Origin of the sequence: Pantoea sp. paga, from assembly GCF_007558755.1 — a bacterium.
Taxonomy (GTDB): domain Bacteria; phylum Pseudomonadota; class Gammaproteobacteria; order Enterobacterales; family Enterobacteriaceae; genus Pantoea; species Pantoea agglomerans.
The window spans coordinates 1-20,916 of the sequence record NZ_VLTF01000006.1; the positions used below are offsets into that span (position 1 = coordinate 1).

21 protein-coding genes are annotated in these 20,916 nt (G+C 54.8%); 8 read left to right on the top strand and 13 right to left on the bottom strand.

What is annotated here, in order from left to right; translation table 11 throughout:
• Window positions 1-119 precede the first annotated feature (119 nt).
• Complete coding sequence (gmhB, locus tag FOV68_RS16035) at window positions 120-680, bottom strand: D-glycero-beta-D-manno-heptose 1,7-bisphosphate 7-phosphatase (RefSeq protein WP_031591190.1); 561 nt, start codon at window positions 678-680, stop codon at window positions 120-122.
• A 189-nt stretch (window positions 681-869) separates the two neighbouring features.
• On the opposite strand from gmhB, the gene metN reads away from it, so the two are divergent.
• The 6 genes from metN (at window position 870) to proS (ending at window position 6,433) form a co-directional block, all read left to right on the top strand.
• Window positions 870-1,901: a methionine ABC transporter ATP-binding protein MetN gene (gene metN / locus FOV68_RS16040; RefSeq protein ID WP_031591192.1), complete on the top strand. Its 1,032-nt coding sequence runs from the start codon at window positions 870-872 to the stop codon at window positions 1,899-1,901.
• Entirely contained in the window at window positions 1,894-2,547 is a 654-nt protein-coding gene (locus FOV68_RS16045; RefSeq protein WP_031375299.1) for a methionine ABC transporter permease MetI, read from the top strand. Before metN ends, FOV68_RS16045 begins: the two co-directional genes overlap by 8 nt.
• Before the next feature lie 34 nt (window positions 2,548-2,581).
• Window positions 2,582-3,397 carry a MetQ/NlpA family lipoprotein gene (locus tag FOV68_RS16050; protein ID WP_010254184.1) on the top strand — a complete coding sequence of 272 codons (816 nt, stop codon included), beginning with the start codon at window positions 2,582-2,584 and terminating at the stop codon, window positions 3,395-3,397.
• Window positions 3,398-3,525: 128 nt separating this feature from the next.
• Window positions 3,526-3,924, top strand: coding sequence for an Rcs stress response system protein RcsF (gene rcsF / locus FOV68_RS16055; protein WP_031591195.1), 399 nt, complete (start codon window positions 3,526-3,528; stop codon window positions 3,922-3,924).
• Complete coding sequence (gene tsaA / locus FOV68_RS16060; RefSeq protein WP_143991209.1) at window positions 3,921-4,625, top strand: tRNA (N6-threonylcarbamoyladenosine(37)-N6)-methyltransferase TrmO; 705 nt, start codon at window positions 3,921-3,923, stop codon at window positions 4,623-4,625. Before rcsF ends, tsaA begins: the two co-directional genes overlap by 4 nt.
• Before the next feature lie 89 nt (window positions 4,626-4,714).
• Window positions 4,715-6,433 (top strand): proline--tRNA ligase, encoded by a 1,719-nt coding sequence (gene proS, locus FOV68_RS16065; RefSeq protein WP_010671869.1) that lies wholly within the window; start codon window positions 4,715-4,717, stop codon window positions 6,431-6,433.
• Window positions 6,434-6,665: 232 nt separating this feature from the next.
• On the opposite strand, the gene arfB is transcribed toward proS, so the two are convergent.
• The gene (arfB, locus tag FOV68_RS16070; protein WP_010254175.1) at window positions 6,666-7,076 is read right to left on the bottom strand and encodes an alternative ribosome rescue aminoacyl-tRNA hydrolase ArfB; all 411 of its coding nucleotides are present in this window, start codon (window positions 7,074-7,076) and stop codon (window positions 6,666-6,668) included.
• 217 nt (window positions 7,077-7,293) lie between these two features.
• On the opposite strand from arfB, the gene FOV68_RS16075 reads away from it, so the two are divergent.
• A complete protein-coding gene (locus tag FOV68_RS16075) occupies window positions 7,294-7,494 on the top strand; it encodes a YaeP family protein (protein ID WP_010254172.1) in 201 nt (66 codons plus the stop codon).
• Entirely contained in the window at window positions 7,481-7,741 is a 261-nt protein-coding gene (rof, locus tag FOV68_RS16080) for a Rho-binding antiterminator (protein ID WP_010254167.1), read from the top strand. Before FOV68_RS16075 ends, rof begins: the two co-directional genes overlap by 14 nt.
• A 40-nt stretch (window positions 7,742-7,781) precedes the next feature.
• Here the strand turns inward: rof and FOV68_RS16085 are convergent, their stop codons facing one another.
• The 11 genes from FOV68_RS16085 to lpxD all read right to left on the bottom strand — a co-directional run bounded on the left by FOV68_RS16085 (window position 7,782) and on the right by lpxD (window position 20,915).
• Window positions 7,782-8,090 carry a cytochrome c gene (locus tag FOV68_RS16085; RefSeq protein ID WP_143991210.1) on the bottom strand — a complete coding sequence of 103 codons (309 nt, stop codon included), beginning with the start codon at window positions 8,088-8,090 and terminating at the stop codon, window positions 7,782-7,784.
• Window positions 8,090-9,409: a tRNA lysidine(34) synthetase TilS gene (gene tilS, locus FOV68_RS16090; RefSeq protein WP_143991211.1), complete on the bottom strand. Its 1,320-nt coding sequence runs from the start codon at window positions 9,407-9,409 to the stop codon at window positions 8,090-8,092. The genes FOV68_RS16085 and tilS overlap by 1 nt, the downstream gene beginning before the upstream one ends.
• Before the next feature lie 52 nt (window positions 9,410-9,461).
• The gene (locus FOV68_RS16095; RefSeq protein ID WP_010671867.1) at window positions 9,462-9,851 is read right to left on the bottom strand and encodes a VOC family protein; all 390 of its coding nucleotides are present in this window, start codon (window positions 9,849-9,851) and stop codon (window positions 9,462-9,464) included.
• 64 nt (window positions 9,852-9,915) lie between these two features.
• Entirely contained in the window at window positions 9,916-12,066 is a 2,151-nt protein-coding gene (locus FOV68_RS16100) for a lysine decarboxylase LdcC (RefSeq protein ID WP_033756642.1), read from the bottom strand.
• 169 nt (window positions 12,067-12,235) lie between these two features.
• The gene (gene accA, locus FOV68_RS16105; protein WP_010254150.1) at window positions 12,236-13,192 is read right to left on the bottom strand and encodes an acetyl-CoA carboxylase carboxyl transferase subunit alpha; all 957 of its coding nucleotides are present in this window, start codon (window positions 13,190-13,192) and stop codon (window positions 12,236-12,238) included.
• Between the two features lie 12 nt (window positions 13,193-13,204).
• Complete coding sequence (gene dnaE, locus FOV68_RS16110) at window positions 13,205-16,687, bottom strand: DNA polymerase III subunit alpha (RefSeq protein WP_031591204.1); 3,483 nt, start codon at window positions 16,685-16,687, stop codon at window positions 13,205-13,207.
• A 31-nt stretch (window positions 16,688-16,718) separates the two neighbouring features.
• On the bottom strand, window positions 16,719-17,345 hold the full coding sequence (gene rnhB, locus FOV68_RS16115; protein WP_022625455.1) for a ribonuclease HII: 627 nt from the start codon (window positions 17,343-17,345) through the stop codon (window positions 16,719-16,721).
• A complete protein-coding gene (gene lpxB / locus FOV68_RS16120) occupies window positions 17,338-18,486 on the bottom strand; it encodes a lipid-A-disaccharide synthase (protein WP_031591207.1) in 1,149 nt (382 codons plus the stop codon). Before lpxB ends, rnhB begins: the two co-directional genes overlap by 8 nt.
• 3 nt (window positions 18,487-18,489) lie before the next feature.
• Complete coding sequence (gene lpxA / locus FOV68_RS16125) at window positions 18,490-19,278, bottom strand: acyl-ACP--UDP-N-acetylglucosamine O-acyltransferase (protein WP_031591209.1); 789 nt, start codon at window positions 19,276-19,278, stop codon at window positions 18,490-18,492.
• A 3-nt stretch (window positions 19,279-19,281) separates the two neighbouring features.
• Window positions 19,282-19,737 (bottom strand): 3-hydroxyacyl-ACP dehydratase FabZ, encoded by a 456-nt coding sequence (gene fabZ / locus FOV68_RS16130; RefSeq protein ID WP_003852639.1) that lies wholly within the window; start codon window positions 19,735-19,737, stop codon window positions 19,282-19,284.
• A gap of 152 nt (window positions 19,738-19,889) precedes the next feature.
• A complete protein-coding gene (gene lpxD / locus FOV68_RS16135) occupies window positions 19,890-20,915 on the bottom strand; it encodes a UDP-3-O-(3-hydroxymyristoyl)glucosamine N-acyltransferase (RefSeq protein ID WP_010254128.1) in 1,026 nt (341 codons plus the stop codon).
• Window position 20,916: the final 1 nt, after the last annotated feature.

The window sequence follows — 20,916 nt, forward strand, 5'->3', positions numbered from 1 at the left end:
TTTTCCGTTTCCGGTTTGCCGTGTCAGTGGAGGCGCATTATAGGGAACGGCTCAGATAGCGCAAGTGCAAATTAAGACTTTTTTTCTGTTCGTCTGAAATTTGCACAAAAGCGCCGTTTTTACCCCTTTTTAATGCGCGCCGGAAGCTCTGCCAGGCTATTAATCACCCAATCTGCTGCTGCTTCACCTTCAGCGGTGACCGGTTTGCCGCTGCGCACCAGTACTTTCATGCCGACACCGGCAGCCTGCCCTGCCAGCATATCTTCCAGCTTGTCACCCACCATATAAGAAGCGGCCATATCAATATTCAGTTCTTCCTGTGCCGTCAGCAGCATACCCGGCTGAGGCTTACGGCAGTCACAGGCCTGACGGAACTCTGCTACTGTTGCTTCAGGATGGTGAGGACAGAAATAGATGCCATCCAGATCAACATCACGATCGGCCAGCGACCAGTCCATCCATTCTGTCAGCCGCATAAAGGTATCTTCAGTAAACATACCGCGCGCGATGCCAGACTGATTGGTCACGACCACCAGCGCAAAACCCATTGCCTTTAGTTGTTGCAGCGCTTCAATCGTGCCGTCAATAAACTGGAAGTCATCGATCTCATGGACATAGCCATTGTCGACATTAAGGGTGCCATCACGATCAAGAAAAATAGCGGGGACTTTATTCGCCACGTAGAAACTCCTGCTGTAAAAATTGCCGATCAGTATCGCATGATTGCTATAAAAGGGAGAATGTCAGATTGAATCACTTCCATTGATTTAGACGTCTGGATGCCTTAACATCCATCCAGCTTTTATACCGAATAAAAGCGACGAGGCTTCCCACACCACGGACAACGCAACACGATAATAAATAACATAATGATTAAACTAGAAAATATCACGAAGGTGTTTCAGCAAGGCACGCGGTCTATCCCGGCGTTAACGGATGTCAGCCTGCACGTGCCTGCCGGACAGATTTATGGCGTTATCGGCGCTTCCGGTGCCGGTAAAAGTACGTTGATTCGTTGCGTTAACCTGCTGGAGCGCCCTACTTCGGGCCGCGTACTGGTAGACGGCGCTGATTTAACCGCACTCAACGAACGTCAGTTAACCCAGGCGCGCCGCCAGATCGGCATGATCTTCCAGCACTTTAATCTGATGAACTCCCGTACCGTCGCGGGCAACGTTTCTCTTCCACTGGAACTCGGTAATCTCTCCCGCGCTCAGATCAATGCTCGCGTAACTGAGCTGCTGGAACTGGTGGGATTATCAGACAAGCATGATGCGTGGCCCGCGAATCTGTCGGGCGGACAGAAGCAGCGTGTCGCGATTGCCCGCGCCCTGGCCAGCAATCCCAAAGTTCTGCTGTGTGATGAAGCCACCAGCGCACTGGATCCCGCGACGACCCGCTCTATTCTGGAATTGCTTAAAGACATTAACCGCCGGCTTGGGCTGACGATTCTGCTGATCACCCATGAAATGGATGTAGTAAAACGCATCTGCGATCAGGTTGCGGTCATCAGTCACGGTGAGCTGATTGAGAAAGATAGCGTCAGTGAGGTCTTCTCTCATCCTAAGACACCTCTGGCGCAGCAGTTTATTCAGTCTACGCTGCATCTGGATATTCCGGATGATTACCAGCAGCGTCTTTCTGCCACCGCCGCTGAAGGCACCGTGCCCCTGCTGCGACTGGAATTCACCGGTAAATCAGTTGATGCGCCGCTGCTGTCTGAAGCCGCGCGCCGTTACAACGTGAATAACAACATTATCAGTGCCCAGATGGATTACGCCGGTGGCGTGAAGTTCGGCATTATGCTGGCCGAAATGCACGGCACAGAAAGCGATACCCGCGAGGCGATTGCCTGGCTGAAGGAGAATCATGTGAAAGTAGAGGTGTTAGGTTATGTCTGAAGCGATGATGTGGTTGCTGGGACGGGGCGTGTGGGAAACGCTGATGATGACCTTCGTCTCTGGATTTTTCGGTTTTGTGCTGGGTCTGCCGGTCGGCGTTTTACTCTATGTCACCCGTCCGGGCCAGATTCTGCAGAATCAGGGACTTTATCGCGTGCTCTCCGCGCTGGTGAATATCTTCCGCTCCATTCCTTTCATTATCTTACTGGTCTGGATGATTCCTTTTACTCGCGTAATCGTCGGCACCTCAATCGGACTGCAGGCGGCCATCGTGCCGTTGACCGTAGGCGCGGCACCGTTTATCGCGCGTATGGTTGAAAATGCCTTGCTGGAACTGCCAACCGGACTGATTGAAGCGTCACGTGCCATGGGCGCTACGCCAATGCAGATCATCCGTAAGGTTCTGCTGCCGGAAGCGATGCCTGGCCTGGTGAATGCTGCGACCATCACCCTGATTACCCTGGTTGGTTACTCCGCCATGGGTGGCGCTGTGGGTGCCGGTGGTCTGGGCCAGATCGGTTATCAGTATGGTTATATCGGATATAACGCCACTGTGATGAATACGGTATTGGTGTTGTTAGTGGTTTTGGTGTATCTCATTCAATTCTGTGGCGACCGCATCGTGCGTGCGGTGTCCCATAAATAAGCCAGCAATATCACATTATTAAGAAGGAAAGGATATGTCTTTCAGATTCAAGAAAATTGCCGCTGTGGGTGCACTGATTGGCGCGATTGCGCTGGCAGGATGCGATCAAAAAGAGAAAGACCCTAACCACATCAAAGTGGGCGTGATTGTCGGTGCTGAGCAGCAGGTTGCTGAAGCAGCGCAGAAAGTTGCCAAAGAGAAATATGGTCTGGACGTTGAGCTGGTCACCTTTAACGATTACGTACTGCCGAATGAAGCGCTGAGCAAAGGCGATATCGACGTCAACGCCTTCCAGCACAAACCGTATCTGGATCAGCAGATCAAAGATCGTGGCTACAAGCTGGTTTCAGTGGGTAACTCCTTCGTCTACCCAATTGCGGGCTATTCGAAAAAGATTAAGTCACTGGATGAGCTGCAGGATGGCGCTCAGGTTGCCATTCCAAACGACCCGACCAACCTGGGCCGTACGCTGCTGCTGCTGCAGAAAGTAGGTCTGATCAAACTGAAAGATGGCGTGGGCCTGCTGCCAACCTCACTGGATATCACTGAAAACCCTAAGCATCTGAAAATTGTTGAGCTGGAAGCGCCGCAGCTGCCTCGCTCACTGGACGATCAGCAGATCGCGCTGGCGGTTATCAACACCACTTACGCCAGCCAGATTGGCCTGACACCAGCCAAAGATGGCATTTTCGTTGAAGATAAAGACTCACCGTACGTGAACCTGATTGTCGCGCGCGAAGATAATAAAGATGCGGAAAACGTGAAGAAATTCGTCAAGGCTTACCAGTCTGACGAAGTCTACGATGCCGCTAACAAAGTCTTTAACGGCGGCGCGGTTAAAGGCTGGTAATTCAGCTGTTCATCTCCTTAAGGGCGGCGCTATGCCGCCCTTTCTGTTATTGGGTGCCCTGCCCGACTTGTTATTTATTCTTGTCCTTGTTTCAATAACGCCACTTTTTGAAACCTGAGGATGTTGCCATGCGTTTTTTACCGCTCTGCTTGTTAGCATTGATGCTGACAGGGTGTGTTCATGAGTATCACCCGATAAGCAGCGCACCGTCCCGGCCGCAGCAATCCAGTGAACCCACCCGCAAGCCTGTGTCACGGCCGGCACCGGTTAAACTCTATACCGATGCCGCCGATCTGGTCAGCAAGCCGTTCCGCGATCTGGGTGAAGTCTCCGCTGAAGATTGCCAGATCAGTAATCAGAACTCCCCGGCCAACATCGCTACTGCACGTAAACGTCTGCAGATCAAAGCGTCACAGATGAAAGCTAATGCGGTGCTGCTGCATCAGTGTGAAATCGTCACCGGCACGCCAGGCTGCTATCGTCAGGCGGTGTGTCAGGGTTCGGCACTGAAAGTCAGCAATCAATGAGTGAATTCGCCTTTGCGCAAATTGGGGTAATCCGCTCACCGTGGAAGGAGAAGTTTGCCGTGCCGCGCCAGCCAGGGCTGGTGCAGGATGGCGGCGGCGAACTGCACCTGCAGCCACCTTACAATCAGCCGGAAGCGGTGCGTGGACTGGAAGCGTTCAGCCACCTCTGGCTGCTGTTTGTCTTCCATCAGACGATGGAGGGCGGCTGGCGTCCCACGGTTCGTCCTCCCCGGCTGGGCGGCAATGCGCGCATGGGTGTATTTGCGACACGTTCAACGTTCCGTCCGAATCCCATTGGCATGTCGCTGGTTGAGCTAAAAGGTATCAGGATTGAAAAACAGCAGGTGATCCTGCAGCTTGGCAGTCTGGATCTGGTCGATGGCACCCCGGTGGTGGATATCAAACCTTATCTGCCCTTTGCCGAAGCATTGCCCCATGCCCAGGCGGGTTTTGCTCAGGCGGCACCTGCGGCTGATATGCCGGTTCGCTTCTCCGAGCTGGCACAACAGCAGCTCCACCAGCAGTCGTGCTACCCCAATCTGGCTCGCTTTATCAGTGAAGTGCTGGCACAGGATCCCCGTCCCGCTTACCGTCAGGGCGAGACACAGACGCGGGAATATGCGGCCTGGCTGATGGATTTTAATGTACGCTGGCGCATTGACGATGCCGGTACTGAAGTGATCGCCATCGACCCACGTTAAAACCCGCTTTTGAGCCGGTGATCTCACTGGTACACTAGCCGCCAGCAAAATTCTGTCTGTGACTTTCCGATCAACTGGAACCGTAATCAATGCGTACTACTCAATATCTGCTCTCTACTCAGAAAGAGACGCCTTCCGACGCTGAAGTGATCAGCCACCAGCTGATGCTGCGCGCCGGTATGATCCGCAAACTGGCTTCTGGCTTGTACACCTGGTTACCGACCGGGGTTCGCGTGCTGAAAAAAGTCGAAAACATCGTGCGCGAAGAGATGAACAACGCGGGCGCGGTTGAGATTTTAATGCCAGTTGTGCAGCCCGCCGACCTGTGGCAGGAGAGCGGTCGCTGGGAGGAGTATGGCCCGGAACTGTTACGTATTGCAGATCGCCACGAGCGTCCGTTCGTGCTGGGTCCGACGCATGAAGAGGTGGTCACTGACCTGATCCGCAATGAGCTGAGCTCTTATAAGCAACTGCCGCTCAACCTCTATCAGATCCAGACCAAATTCCGTGATGAAGTCCGTCCGCGCTTTGGCGTGATGCGTTCACGTGAATTCATCATGAAAGATGCTTACTCGTTCCACGTTTCGCAGGAGTCGCTGCAGGAAACGTATGACGCGATGTACCGCGCCTATAGCCAGATCTTCAGCCGTATGGGTCTGGATTTCCGCGCCGTGCAGGCCGACACCGGCTCGATTGGCGGCAGCGCCTCCCATGAGTTCCAGGTTCTGGCGCAGAGCGGTGAAGATGATGTGATCTTCTCTACCGATTCTGATTACGCGGCCAACATTGAGCTGGCCGAAGCCGTCGCACCCGCTGGTGAGCGCGCAGCGCCGTCGCAGGAGATGCAACTGGTCGAGACGCCAGACGCAAAAACTATCGCGGAACTGGTTGAGCAATTCAGTGTGCCTGTTGAAAAAACAGTGAAAACGCTGATTGTTAAAGGTGCCGAAGAGAGCGGCCACGCGCTGGTTGCCCTGCTGGTACGCGGCGATCATCAGCTTAATGAGATCAAAGCGGAGAAGTCAGAGATCGTTGCGTCACCGCTGGTGTTCGCGACCGAAGAAGAGATTCGCGCTGCAGTGGGTGCCGGACCGGGTTCAATCGGCCCGGTTGGTCTGCAGATGCCTGTTATTGCTGATCGTACCGTGGCGAAGATGAGCGACTTCAGCGCCGGTGCCAACGTCGATGGTAAGCACTACTTCGGCATTAACTGGGAGCGCGATCTGCCGCTGGCCAGCGTTGCGGATATCCGTAACGTGGTCGAAGGTGATTTAAGCCCGGATGGTAAAGGCACGCTGCAGATTAAGCGCGGCATCGAAGTCGGTCATATTTTCCAGCTCGGCACCAAGTATTCTGACGCGCTGAAAGCGTCTGTTCAGGGCGAAGATGGCCGCAATCAGGTGATGAGCATGGGCTGCTACGGCATCGGCATCACCCGCGTTGTTGCAGCAGCCATTGAGCAGAACCATGACGATCGCGGCATCATCTGGCCCGCCGCACTGGCACCTTTCGAAGTTGCGATTCTGCCAATGAATATGCAGAAATCGTTCCGGGTTAAAGAGCTGGCGGAAGAGCTGTATGCCACCCTGCGTGCTAAAGGCGTTGAGGTTATTCTGGATGACCGTAAAGAGCGTCCGGGCGTGATGTTCGCTGATATGGAACTGATTGGTGTGCCACACACCATCGTCATTGGTGATCGCAATCTCGATAATCAGGAGATTGAGTACAAATCACGTCGTGCCGGTGAGAAGCAGATGATTAAGCAGGATGAAATTGTTGAATTCCTGCTGAAGGCTCTGAATAAGTAAGTTCTTAGCGTTAATCATAGCGGGCTGAATCTGGCCGCAGCAGATGAGCTCAACGCGAAGGGAACCGGGTCAGGAGAGGAAAGCGTCCCGCGCCAGGGACGGTGCGGGCCGAGCGGCCATGGATGGCTTTAGCGACTTTCCGATCTGACCCCGTTCCCTGAGCAGGCTCGATCTCTTCGCCGCTCGCCCCTGACGTTGTAAGTACTCAAACGCCCCGCCTGCGGGGCGTTTTTTATTGCACCTTGCCGCGCATCGATTTAGTTGAACTGCGGCGGGCTTTTCCTTCCAGACGGCGCTCTTTTGAGGCGCGGGTCGGCCGCGTGGCGCGCCGGGCTTTTTCCACGGTACTCAGCTCCTGGATCAGATTAACCAGACGTTGCAGCGCCGCTTCACGATTCATCTCCTGACTGCGATACTCCTGCGCCTTGATCACCACAACGCCATCACCGGTAATCAAATGATGAGTGGCGGTGAGCAGCCGCTCTTTATAAAACGCGGGCAGTGAAGAGGCAGCAATATCGAAGCGCAGATGAATGGCGGTGCTGGCTTTATTGACATGTTGTCCGCCTGCGCCCTGAGCACGAATCGCCGTCAGCTCAATCTCACTCTCCGGAATCTCAACCGAACGGGATAGCATAATCATAAGCTCGCTCCCCACACCTTAACCACGTTGACCTCCGATAACCTGTTCATCAAATTAACCTTTTGTGCTCTGATTCAGACCGCCTCAGACAGCGGAATCTGTCACTTTAGCAGTGATTCGCACACTGTTCCTGCTTTACGCAGGCTGATTTCCTCTAAATGGCTATGATATAGTCGCCAGTTAACCAGAGTATTTACGCTCTGCCGAGGAGGGCCACGTGCAAAATTATTGTGAGTTAGTTCGCCGGAAGTATGCCGAAATCGGCAGCGGGGATTTAGGTTACATACCGGATGCGATTGGCTGCGCATTGAAGGCACTTAATGATGTTGCCGCAAATACTGAGCTAAACTCTTCTGTCAGGGAACAGGCGGCCTACGCCGCTGCTAACTTATTGGTGAGCGACTATGTTGATAAATGAAGCGTACCAACCTATCAATTGCGATGATTACGATAATCTGGAACTCGCCTGCCAGAACAACTGGATGCTGTCGCTGGAAATGAAAGATGGCGAGCAGCTTAAGGCAAAAGCCAAAGAGATCTTTTCACGTAAGAACGTTGAATATCTGGCTATCGATCTTTCCGGTGAACATCGCGAATTACGTCTCGACCATATCGCCAGCTTCACCCATCCCGAGTTGGGTACGGTGGTTGTCAGCGCAGAGTAACCTACGCATTCAGGGCGGGACCTTTCCGCCCTGTTAAACTTCAGGGCTGTAACGAACCGTAGTACGCCGCTAAATCCGCCATATCGCTGTCACTCAATCCCGCCACAAACGCCTTCATCACTTCAGCCTGACCGCCACTGCGTTCGCCCTTTTTATAGGCCTGCAGGGCATGTTCCAGATAAGGTGCGTGCTGCCCGGCCAGGTCAGGATAGAGCGGCACCGCCGCTTTTCCCGCTGCGCCATGACAGGCCATGCAACTGCCCGCTTTCTGTGCGCCGCGTTGCGCATCACCCGCTGCCCATGCCGGTAACACGGTGAACGCTAAACAGGCGATAAGCCACTGTTTCATTATTGTTGTTCTCCTGCGCCGGATACCCCGTCCCAGACTATCTGCCAGCCCTGCTGATCAGTGGCCGCGCCATCACGAGTGATAAAGATAGTCGGAACGCAGACCAGCGTCTGGTTATAAAAAATTAACGGCAACCGTTCACGCTGCCACGGCGGTATCTGTAACTCCTGCCACAGTTTTTTCATTTCCCTTCCGCCACGACGGCCCATCAGATGGACATGACCCTGTGCGTGAAACCGCACGCTGACCTGCTCATCCGGCTCAGGATAGCGCAACAGGCCCTCTGACTGGCTGGCACGCAGCGTGCCAAGGTTCTGCGGTAACGCCAGCGGCTGGCAGAGATCGGGCCATGCCAGCACGGTATCGCGCAGCGAACTGAACAACGGCAGCCAGTAGAGCTGCTGACGATAACGACGGAGTTCAGCCTGACCGAATCGCAGCCGGGGCTGCGCATCCTCCCGGCTCGCCATCACTTCGTCGTGGATGCGTTTCAGCGCTTCACGGGACGGCATCGCCCCCCCCTGTCCGGCGATCCAGCGCCGCAATAAGGCATTAGCACGCTGCTCACTCATGGCCATTAAGGGTGGAAAGTGCAGGCTGCCATCAGGCTGGATAAGCTGTGCCAGTTGTCCGGCGAGCAGTTCATCCAGCAACTGCTCCTGCTCACTGCACAACGCCGCACTTCGGGCCGTTGCCTCGGCAAAATGGGGCCAGCGCTGGTAAAGCTCAGGCAGCAGCCGCTGCCGCAGAAAATTGCGGTCGTAGCGAAGATCCTGATTGCTCTCATCTTCAATCCATACCAGCTGATGCGCGTCGGCATAGGCTTCAAGCGACTGTCGCGTCTGATTCAGCAACGGACGCACCAGCTGATGAGAGCCCAGCGTGCGTGTAGCGGGCATCGCTGCCAGCCCGGCGGGGCCACTGCCGCGCTTCAGCGCCAGCAGGAATGTTTCGCACTGATCGTCGAGGTGCTGCGCAGTAAGTAACACTTCGCCCGGCTGCAGTGCCGCACTCAGCGCCTGATAACGGGCGGTGCGGGCAGCCGCTTCAATGCCGTTTTCCCTGCCATCAACGTTAACGCGGAGCACTTCACAGGGCAGCTGCCACTGCGCGCAAATCGTCTGGCAATGTGTTGCCCAGCGATCGGCATTCGGGCTAAGCCCATGGTGAACATGCAGTGCCCGCAGGCGCAACTGAGGATGCTGCTGCTGCCAGCCGCGAAGCTGATGCAGCAGCACGGTTGAATCCAGTCCACCGCTGAATGCGACCACCAGGGCGGCATCAGGTTGCAACAGGGTGTCAAAAGCGGGCAAAGACATGGCAGAATCCAGAAAGTCGGGCCACTGAATGTCGCCCGCTGAGCACGCTATTTTACGCCTGATAAAGCTCCAGCGGCAAACCATCCGGATCGGCAAAGAAAGTGCATTGTTTACCGGTCAGGTCATCAATGCGAATCGGCTCGCAGATAACGCCTTTATCGGCCAGCGTCGCGACGGCAGCGGCAACATCCGGCACGGTAAAGGCCAGATGACGCAGGCCACACGCTTCAGGATGACTGACCCGCGCCGGCGGCTCAGGGAAAGAGAACAGCTCAATGGTATAGCGATCCTGTAGGGCAAGGTCGCCTTTCCAGGAATCCCGCGCTTCGCGGTAATATTCGCCCATCAGACGGAAACCCAGTACGTCACAATAGAATGCTTTGCTGCGCTGATAGTCAGAGGCGATGATGGCGATGTGGTGAATAGCGGTTAACTGCAACATGTTCAATTCCCTGATTCGGGCAGGCTGTCCACAGACACCCTGCCGCTGATAGTTGTTTAAAGGTTTATGCGAGGTCGTTTTTCAGCACGCGGACGCGATACTCGCCCTCTTCGGTCAGGCTGGCGCCGTGAATATCCGTTTCGAAGCCCGGATAATGCCGTCCAATGCTGCACAGCATCAGCAGAAAATCGAGCACCGCGCGGCTCTTCTCAGTAATCATCTCGCCAGGCATCACCAGTGGAACGCCTGGCGGATAAGGCAGAATCATATTGGCCGACACCCGCCCGACCAGTTCGCTGAGATCCACCGTTTCGATGTTGCCCTTCACCTGCTGCTGAAACGCCTGGTGCGGCGTCATCTTCATTTCGGGCAGGACATCAAATGCCTGCAGCATCAGACGCGGCAGATCGTGATGGCGGATCAGCTGATGGATCCCCTGCGCCAGTGTCTGAATGCGCATATTGCGATAGAAGTCAGGATCTTCGGCATAGAGATCCGGCAGCATGTTTTTCACCCGCAGATTGAGATCGTAGGCGCGTTTGAACTCGGTCAGCCCGCGCAGCACGCTCATCGCTTTGGTTTTGTCGATGCCGATGCTGAACAGGAACAGCAGGTTATAGGGACCGGTTTTCTCCACCACGATGCCGCGCTCATCAAGAAATTTCGCCACCAGCGCCGCCGGGATCCCCTCTTCCGCCATCTTCCCCAGTTCGCTCATACCCGGCGTCAGAATGGTGACCTTGATCGGATCGAGGTACATGTGATCGCGATCGGCCTGAGTAAATCCGTGCCACTCTTCGTCGCCGGGCTGAATCGGCCAGCATTGCGCTTCGTCAACCTCTTCCGGCTGCCAGATATCAAAGAACCAGCTGTCAGACTCTTCGCGCAGGCGCTGGATCTCCCGGCGGAAGTGCAGCGCGCGCTCCACCGAGCGATTGATCAGTCGTTTACCGGGATTGCCACGCAGCATGGCAGCAGCAGTTTCAATAGAGGAGACGATGGCGTAATTGGGCGAGGTGGTGGTGTGCATCATGTAGGCTTCGTTAAACGTCTGTTCGTCGTAGTCGCCCTTAATGTGAATCATTGATGCCTGCGAAAACGCCGCCAGCAGTTTGTGGGTCGATTGCGTTTCATACACCACTTTTCCCGGGATGCGGTCGCCACTCATACCACTTTTACCGGCATAGATCGGATGGAAATTAGTGTAAGGCACCCAGGCTGAATCGAAATGAATCGACGGTACATCCAGAGTCTCTTTGATGTACTGGGTATTGTAGAGCAGCCCATCATAGGTGGAGTTGGTGATCACCGCATGAACCGGCCAGGTGGCACGGTCGGTGGCAGCCACCTTGAGCGAAATGCTCTCGCGGGTGAACTCCTGCTTCGGGATACCGCCGAGAATACCCAACGCATTGCGGGTCGGCTTCAGCCAGATGGGGATAAGATCGCTCATCATCAGCAGATGGGTCAGTGACTTGTGGCAGTTGCGATCGATCAGCACGGTACTGCCCGCCGGTGCGGCATACATGCCGACAATTTTGTTCGACGTTGAGGTACCGTTGGTCACCATGTAACTCTGCTCGGCGCCAAAAGTGCGTGCGATGTACTCCTCCGCTTCAAGGTGCGGACCGGTGTGATCAAGCAGCGAACCCAGTTCGGTAACGGAAATTGAGATGTCCGATTTCAGGGTATTGGCCCCGAAGAAATCGTAAAACAGGCAGCCCACCGGGCTCTTCTGAAACGCGGTGCCCGCCATATGGCCCGGCGTGCAGAAGGTGTACTTGCCCTCTTTCACATAGGTGAACAGCGCTTTAGTCAGTGGTGGCGTAATGTGGTCGAGATAGTCATCGGTATATTGCCGGATGTGCAGCGCGATATCGTCGGCGGCATTCAGCGCGTACTCAAAAAAGTGCAGCGGCATGCGCATCTCATTGACGCTGATGTCCATCTGCGAGTGGGTATTGATAAAGGCGTACAGCGGCAGGTATTCGTTGAGCTGATTAATCTCACCGCAGAGTTCCGGACTGTTGTGCGCGTCCCAGTCGAAGATGACGCCGCTGATACGCGGATTATGCTCGATCAGTTTCAGCAGATCGTCACTGTTTTTCGGGTAAAGCAGCCTGAAGCCTTGCAGATTTAACGCCGCGTCGAGTTCGCGTAACGGTTCATCTTTATAAAACACGCCGTGCGCGCCCATGATCGCCAGAATATTCAATGCCCATCTCCCTGATTATTGTGGAACCGGACAAGCATAACCGCTAACCCGCGGAAGGTGTAGCGAGGCGGCTATCGGATGGCGCTGAAAGAGAGGGGAATAGCGTGCGGAGATAAACCGGCGGCATAAAAAAAGCGGACCGGAGTCCGCTTTTATGGATGGGGCTAAATCAGGCGTAGCCGTAGCTCATCAGGCGCTGATAACGACGATCCAGCAGCTCTTCAGTGCTAAATCCATCGAGATCGGCCAGATCGGCCAGTAGCTGCTGCTTCAGTGACTGCGCCATATCAACCGGACGGCGATGCGCGCCACCCAGTGGCTCAGGGATCACGGAGTCAATCAGCTTCAACTCTTTCAGACGGTGAGCGGTAATGCCCATCGCTTCAGCGGCCAGCGGCGCTTTGTCAGCGCTTTTCCACAGAATGGATGCACAGCCTTCCGGCGAGATCACTGAATAGGTGCTGTACTGCAGCATATTCACTTTGTCGCCCACGCCAATCGCCAGCGCACCACCTGAACCACCCTCACCGATGACCGTACAGATCACCGGCACTTTCAGGCCAGACATTTCACGCAGGTTGCGGGCAATCGCTTCAGACTGCCCACGCTCTTCCGCGCCCACACCCGGATAGGCACCCGGTGTGTCGATGAAGGTGATGATTGGCATTTTGAAACGCTCAGCCATCTCCATCAGGCGCAGCGCTTTGCGATAGCCTTCCGGTGCTGGCATGCCGAAGTTACGGCGAATTTTCTCTTTGGTTTCACGGCCTTTCTGGTGCCCGATGATCATCACCGGACGTCCATCAAGACGTGCAATCCCGCCCACAATCGCTTTGTCATCGGCATAAGCACGGTCGCCCGCCAGCTCATCGAAATCGTCGAAGGCGTTGCGCACATAGTCAAAGGTATAAGGACGCAAAGGATGACGCGCCAGCTGAGCGATTTGCCATGCGCCCAAATCGGCGAAGATTTTACGGGTCAGCTCAACGCTTTTCTCACGCAGACGCTGAACTTCTTCATCCAGATTAACGTGTTTATCATCCTGACGACCAATTGAGGTCAGCGAATCGATCTTCGCCTCCAGTTCTGCAATTGGCTGTTCAAAATCCAGGTAATTAAGACTCATAATGTTCCTGTTCTAGTCAAACTCCAGTTCCACCTGCTCCGATCCAATCAACGAGCGCAGATCGTTAAGTAAACGATCGCTGGGCGAAATTCGCCACGCTGCACCAAAGCGCAGCTTCGCTCGCGCGTCGGCTCTCTGATAGTAGAGATGCACCGGAATAGTCCCTGATCGATGAGGTTCCAGAGACTGACGGAGTCGGTTTAATAGCTGGTCATCAATTTGCCTGTCCGTCAGCGAGATAGCAAGTCCGCGCGCGTATTTTTCGCGAGCTTCGTCGATGTCCATGACTTCACGAGCGGTCATTTTAAGGCCACCACTGAAGTCATCAAAGCTGACCTGTCCGCTGACGATCAGAATTCGGTCTTTCTCCAGCAACTGCTGGTATTTATCTAACGCATCGGTAAATAACATCACCTCAAGACGACCGGAGCGATCGTCCAGAGTACAGATACCAATTCGGTTGCCGCGTTTGGTGACCATTACCCGTGCAGCGATCACCAGACCGGCCGCCACGGTAATTTTACCCCGATCGGTAGGATGCATATCTTTCAGCCGCACCCCGCCAACGTAACGCTCAATTTCTTTCAGGTACTGATTAATCGGGTGGCCGGTAAGGTAAAGCCCCAGCGTTTCCCGTTCGCCATCCAGCTGCACCTGCTCAGGCCACGGCGTGACGCTGGCATACGATTTCTCAACCTGTTCCGGCTCTTCCGCCAGTACGCCAAACATATCAGCCTGGCCAATCGCTTCCGCCTTCGCGTGCTGATCGGCCGCTTTTAACGCGTCACTGAGTGAACTCATCAGCGCAGCACGATGCGGTCCAAGGCGATCAAAGGCCCCGGACATGATCAATTTTTCCATTACCCGACGGTTGATCTTTTTGGTGTCGGTACGGGCGCAGAGATCAAACAACTCGCGGAAATAACCGCCTTCGTTACGGGCGTCGATGATCGCTTCGATCGGGCCTTCACCGACACCTTTGATCGCGCCGATACCGTAAACGATCTCGCCCGCGTCATTAACATGGAACTGATAAAGACCGGAGTTGATATCAGGCGGCAGGACTTTCAGTCCCATCCGCCAGCACTCATCGACCAGGCCAACCACTTTCTCGGTGTTATCCATATCGGCGGTCATAACCGCAGCCATAAACTCAGCCGGATAGTGCGCCTTCAGCCACAGCGTCTGGTAGGAGACGAGTGCGTAGGCCGCAGAGTGTGACTTGTTAAAGCCATAACCTGCAAATTTTTCTACCAGATCGAAGATCTTCATCGACAGTTCCCCGTCGATACCCATGCTTTCGGCACCGTCGCGGAATACAGAACGCTGTTTGGCCATCTCCTCGGGTTTCTTTTTACCCATGGCGCGACGCAGCATATCTGCACCGCCCAGCGTGTAACCGGAGAGAACCTGGGCGATCTGCATCACCTGTTCCTGATAGAGAATGATGCCGTAGGTCGGTTCCAGCACCGGTTTCAGGCTTTCGTGCTGCCACTGAATGTCGGGATAGGAGATCGCTTCACGGCCATGCTTACGGTCAATGAAGTTATCCACCATGCCGGACTGCAGTGGGCCAGGACGGAACAGCGCCACCAGTGCGATCATATCTTCGAAGCAGTCGGGCTTCAGACGCTTAATCAGATCTTTCATGCCGCGCGATTCAAGCTGGAACACCGCGGTGGTTTCCGAGCGCTGCAGCATATCGAAGCTTTTCTTATCATCCAGCGGGATAGAGGCGATATCGATCGGCTCCAGCCCCTGCTTTTCCCGGCGCGGGTTGATCATCTTCAGCGCCCAGTCGATGATGGTCAGCGTACGCAGACCCAGGAAGTCGAACTTCACCAGGCCGGCATATTCCACATCATTTTTATCGAACTGAGTTACCGGGAACTGCCCATGCTCATCGCAATAGAGCGGCGCAAAATCGGTAATCTTCGTTGGCGCAATGACCACGCCGCCCGCATGTTTACCGGCGTTACGCGTGACCCCTTCCAGCTTGCGCGCCATGTCGATCAGCGCTTTAACCTCTTCGTCCGCGTCATACATGGCGGGAAGCTGCGGTTCAGCAATAAAGGCTTTTTCCAGCGTCATGCCGGGATCGGGCGGGATCAGTTTTGAAATGCGGTCAACGAAGCCGTAAGGATGTCCCAGCACGCGGCCCACATCGCGAATGACCGCTTTCGCCGCCATGGTGCCGAAGGTAATAATCTGGGAAACCGCTTCACGTCCGTACATATCTGCAACGTGTTCGATCACCTGATCGCGCTTCTCCATGCAGAAGTCGACGTCGAAGTCGGGCATTGAGACACGTTCCGGGTTCAGGAAGCGTTCAAACAGCAGGTCAAATTCCAGCGGATCGATATCGGTGATTTTCAGCGCATAGGCCACCAGCGAACCGGCACCGGAGCCACGACCCGGCCCGACCGGCACGCCGTTGTCCTTGGACCACTGGATGAACTCCATTACGATCAGGAAGTAGCCGGGGAAGCCCATCTGGTTAATAACGGTGAGTTCAATCTCCAGACGCTCATCATATTCCGGACGTTTTTCCAGACGTTCGGCTTCGTCCGGGAACAGAAACTCGAGACGCTCTTCCAGACCCTCACGGGATTTCACCACCAGATAATCTTCGGTGGTCATGTCACCGGTCGGGAACTGCGGCAGGAAGTACTCGCCCAGCCGGACCGTGACGTTACAACGCTTAGCAATCTCTACGCTGTTTTCCAGCGCTTCCGGGATGTCCGAGAAGAGCTCGCACATCTCCTCTTCGCTGCGCATATATTGCTGAGGACTGTAGTTGCGTGGACGCTTGGGATCATCCAGCGTATAGCCGTCGTGAATGGCGACGCGAATTTCGTGCGCATCGAAATCTTCTGCATTAATAAAGCAGACTTCATTGGTGGCAACCACCGGTATTCCCTCTGCAATCGCCAGTTCAACTGCCGCATGCAGATAGCTCTCTTCGTCCTGACGGCCGGTACGAATCAGCTCCAGGTAGTAGCGATCGGGGAAATGTTGCTGATAAAAGGACAGGCATTGCGAAACCAGGGCATTGTTGCCGCGCAACAGGCTGCGACCCACATCGCCGCGCCGTCCGCCCGACAGCAGGATTAATCCTTCCTGCAATTCAATCAGCCAGTCGCGATCGATAATTGGTCCGTCCACGCCATAACCACGCTGATAGGCGCGGGAGATCAGCAGCGTCAGGTTCTGGTATCCGGTATTACTGGACGCCAGCACGGTAAGCTGAGTCAGTTCATCCCCCATCAGCTCACTGGCAACGTTGAAATCAGCACCAATGACCGGCTTTATCCCTGCGCTGTGTGCGCCACCGTAGAATTTCACCAGACCACAGAGGTTAGTAAAGTCGGTAATCGCGATAGCCGGCATGCCAAGGGCAGCCGCCTTCTTGATTAACGGCCCGGTTTTCGCCAGGCCATCAATCATCGAATAGTCACTGTGGACACGCAGATGTATAAAACGGGGTTCAGCCATATCAGTTTCCGGTTAAAACAGCGTCAGGCTATTAAAGCGTAAGGGTCTGGCGTGCAGCCAGTACTTCAGCATCGAGCAGCGCATTGCGTACGGGCGCAAAACTGCGACGGTGGTGCGGCGTGACGCCATACTGCGTCAGTTTTTCCATATGCAGCGCCGTCGGATAACCTTTGTGCTGCGCAAAACCATACTGCGGGAACAGCAGATCGAGTTCGGTCATCTCCTGGTCACGCGACACTTTGGCGATGATCGATGCCGCACTGATTTCGGCAACCAGGCTATCCCCTTTGACCACCGCCTGTGAAGGCATTGGCAGTGCCGGGCAACGATTGCCATCAATCAGCACATAATCGGGCTGAATGCCGAGGCCAGCTACGGCGCGTTGCATTGCCAGCATAGTGGCATGCAGAATGTTGAGCTGATCGATCTCTTCAGGCTCTGCGCGTCCCAGGCTCCATGCCAGCGCCTTCTCTTTGATTTCGTCATACAACGCCAGGCGGCGCTTTTCAGACAGTTTCTTCGAGTCGGCCAGGCCGGTAATCGGGTTTGCCGGATCGAGGATCACCGCGGCAGTAACGACCGCGCCAACCAGCGGGCCGCGCCCCACTTCGTCCACACCGGCAATCAGTCTGGCGACAGGATAGATAAAATCAGGCATTCACCAGCTCCAGTACCGCATCCGCTGCCTGCTCATCGGCGTTCCAGCGGATCTGTTGATGTAATTCATGGAACGTCTGCAGGAGGGTTTCACGCTCAGGTCCGGCATGCAGCAGCGGATCTAACGCTGCGGCCAGGGCTTCAGGCTGACACTCATCCTGCAATAACTCTTTGACCAGCTCACGTCCTGCCAGCAGGTTTGGCAGCGAGACGTAAGGGGTCTTGACCAGCCGTTTCGCCAGCCAGAAGGTAGCCGGCTTCATGCGATAACCGACGACCATTGGGCATTTTGCCAGCATGCACTCCAGTGCGGCAGTGCCTGACGCCAGGAGTGCGGCATCGCTCGCAATCATCGCCTCACGTCCCTGACCATCAAGCAGATGCATCGGCAGTTCGGGGGCGGTTTCGGCTTTAATCTTCTCAAACTGTTCGCGGCGACGGGCGTTGACCAGCGGCACCACGATTTCCAGCGCCGGATAGTGACGACGCAACAACTGAGCGGTTTTCAGAAAATCGGCGCTGAGCATTTCCACTTCCGCACCCCGGCTGCCGGGCAGCAAGGCCAGACAGAGCGCATCATCGGCAATGCCCAGATGACGGCGTGCAGCCAGCTTATCGGGTTGCAGCGGCATGGCATCCGCCATAGTGTGACCGATAAAACGACAGGGAACGTTATAGCGATCGTAGAAAGCTTTTTCAAACGGCAGGAACGCCAGCACCAGATCGGTGTTACGACCAATCTTAAAGACACGCTTTTGCCGCCATGCCCACACAGAGGGGCTGACATAGTGGATAGTGCGAATGCCAGCGCGTTTAAGATTGCCTTCCAGCGTGATATTGAAATCGGGCGCATCAATCCCGACAAAGACATCGGGTCGGAGTTCGGTAAAACGCCGGGTGAGATCGCGACGGATTGTCAGCAGGCGTCGCAGGCGACCGAGCACCTCGACAATGCCCATCACCGCCAGCTCTTCCATTTCATACCAGGCTTCACATCCTTCTGCCTGCATCAGGGGACCCGCTACGCCGACAAAGCGTGCATCCGGATGACGGGCTTTCAGGGCACGGATCAGACCTGCACCAAGAATATCGCCGGAGGTTTCTCCGGCGACCAGGGCAATCGTTAAGGGACGCGCTGACATGGATTAACGAATTAATCCACGGGTTGAACGGGTGAAGAAATCGTAGAAAGGCTGCACTTCGCTGTGCTGCTGTGCGATGGCTTCAATCTCCGGCTTCACTTCCTCCAGCGTTCTGCCGCTGCGATAGAGCAACTTATAGGCGTTGCGGATAGCGTGCAACGACTCTTTGCTGAAGCCACGACGCTTGAGACCTTCGATATTGATCCCGAACGGCGTAGCGTGGTTGCCCTGCGCAATAACGTAAGGCGGCACATCCTGCGCCACGCCGGAACAGCCGCCAACCATCACGTGAGCACCGATGATGCACCACTGATGTACCGCTGTCATGCCGCCAATAATGGCGAAATCATCGACCGTCACGTGACCACCCAGGGTGGCGTTGTTGGCGAAGATACAGCGGTTGCCAATCACGCAGTCATGCGCGATGTGAGCATTCACCATCAGCAGATTATCGCTGCCCACTGTGGTGACCTGGCCACCCTGCGTGGTGCCGCGATGAATCGTCACGCTTTCACGGATGCGGTTACGATCACCGATCTCAACCCGTGTTGGCTCACCGGCATATTTCAGATCCTGATTCACTTCGCCAATTGAGGCGAACTGATAAATCTGATTATCTTTACCGATGCGCGTGTGGCCGTTCACCACAACATGTGACTTCAGTACCGTTCCTTCACCGATCTCAACATTCGCACCAACAAAGCAAAACGGGCCAATGTGAACGCGGGCGCCAATAATAGCGCCCTCTTCAATGACTGAACTGGGATGGATAGTGGCTGTTGGATCAATCACGAATTATGCCTCCCGGCTGCGGGCACACATCATGGTCGCTTCACAAACGATTTTACCGTCGACAGTCGCCACGCCTTTAAAGCGGGTCAGACCACGGCGGGTTTTCTCGAAAGTGACTTCCATGATCATTTGGTCGCCAGGTACCACAGGGCGCTTGAAACGGGCACTGTCGATACCGGCAAAGTAGTAGAGTTCGCCTGGCTCCAGTTTACCTACGCTTTTAAACGCCAGAATACCGGTAGCCTGCGCCATCGCTTCCAGGATCAGAACGCCAGGAAAAATCGGTTTACCAGGGAAATGCCCCTGGAAAAACGGTTCATTAACAGAAACGTTCTTCACTGCACGCAGGTATTTGTGCTCTTCAAATTCCAGCACGCGGTCTACCAGCAGAAACGGATAGCGGTGCGGCAGCAGCTCTAAAATCTCTTCAATTTTCAGAGTATGAGTTTCAGTAGTCAAAATACTCTTCCTGTCCTAAAAATCTGATGACATCAATAACACGGCCTGCACAGATCAAAATGATCTTCCGCAGGCCGCAAATAGGTTCTGTGGCGCCGGGCTTCCCTGCTTAACATTTTTATTATGAAAGCCGGTCAGTTTTGGGATGGCGGTTAGTCGTCTTTACCGACCTTGCGCTCGATGGCTTTTAAGCGTTTGCTCATGTCATCGATGTTCATCACCAGCGCTGCAGTTTTGCGCCAGGTTTTGTTGGGTTGCAGCGGAATGCCTGATGAATAGACACCAGGCTCTGTGATAGGACGCATGACCATACCCATACCGGTCACCGTTACTTTGTCACAGATTTCCATATGGCCGTTAATGACGCTGGCACCGCCAATCATACAGTAACGCCCAATTTTCAAACTACCCGCCATGATCACACCGCCTGCAACCGCAGTATTGTCGCCAATAACTACGTTGTGAGCGATCTGGCACTGGTTGTCTATGATAACACCATTGCCGATCAGAGTGTTATCCAGCGCACCGCGATCGATAGTGGTGCAGGCACCTATTTCTACGCGATCGCCGATTATCACCGCGCCTAACTGCGGGATTTTCACCCAGTTACCGCGATCGTTGGCATAACCGAAACCATCAGAACCGATGACAGTACCTGACTGAATCAGGCAATCCTGACCGATTTCAATTTCGTGATAAACAGAGACGTTGGCCCAGAGACGGGTACCGCTGCCGATACGGGTTTTTTTGCCAACAAAACATCCTGCACCAATGACCACGTTATCGCCCAGCTCAACATCCGCTTCGATCACCGCATTGGCGCCAATAGCGACGTTGCTACCGAGTCGGGCTGAGGGATCGATCACTGCACTGGGAGCGATATTTTGCGCTGGCTGTGGCGTGGTATCGAGTATTTGTGCCATACGCGCATAGGTCAGGTAGGGATCTTTCACCACCAGCGCTGCGGTATTGCACCACTCCAGATCCGCTTCCGTCAGCACCACGGCTGAGGCCTTAATCAGGGCGAGTTGCTCGCGGTAACGGCTGTTTGCAAGAAAAGTGATTTGGCCAGTTGTGGCGGATTGCATAGAAGCAATGCCGGAGATGACGATATCGCCATCTCCGTGCAATTCTGCATCCAACTGCTGGGCTAAATCAGCCAGTCGAATAGATGACATG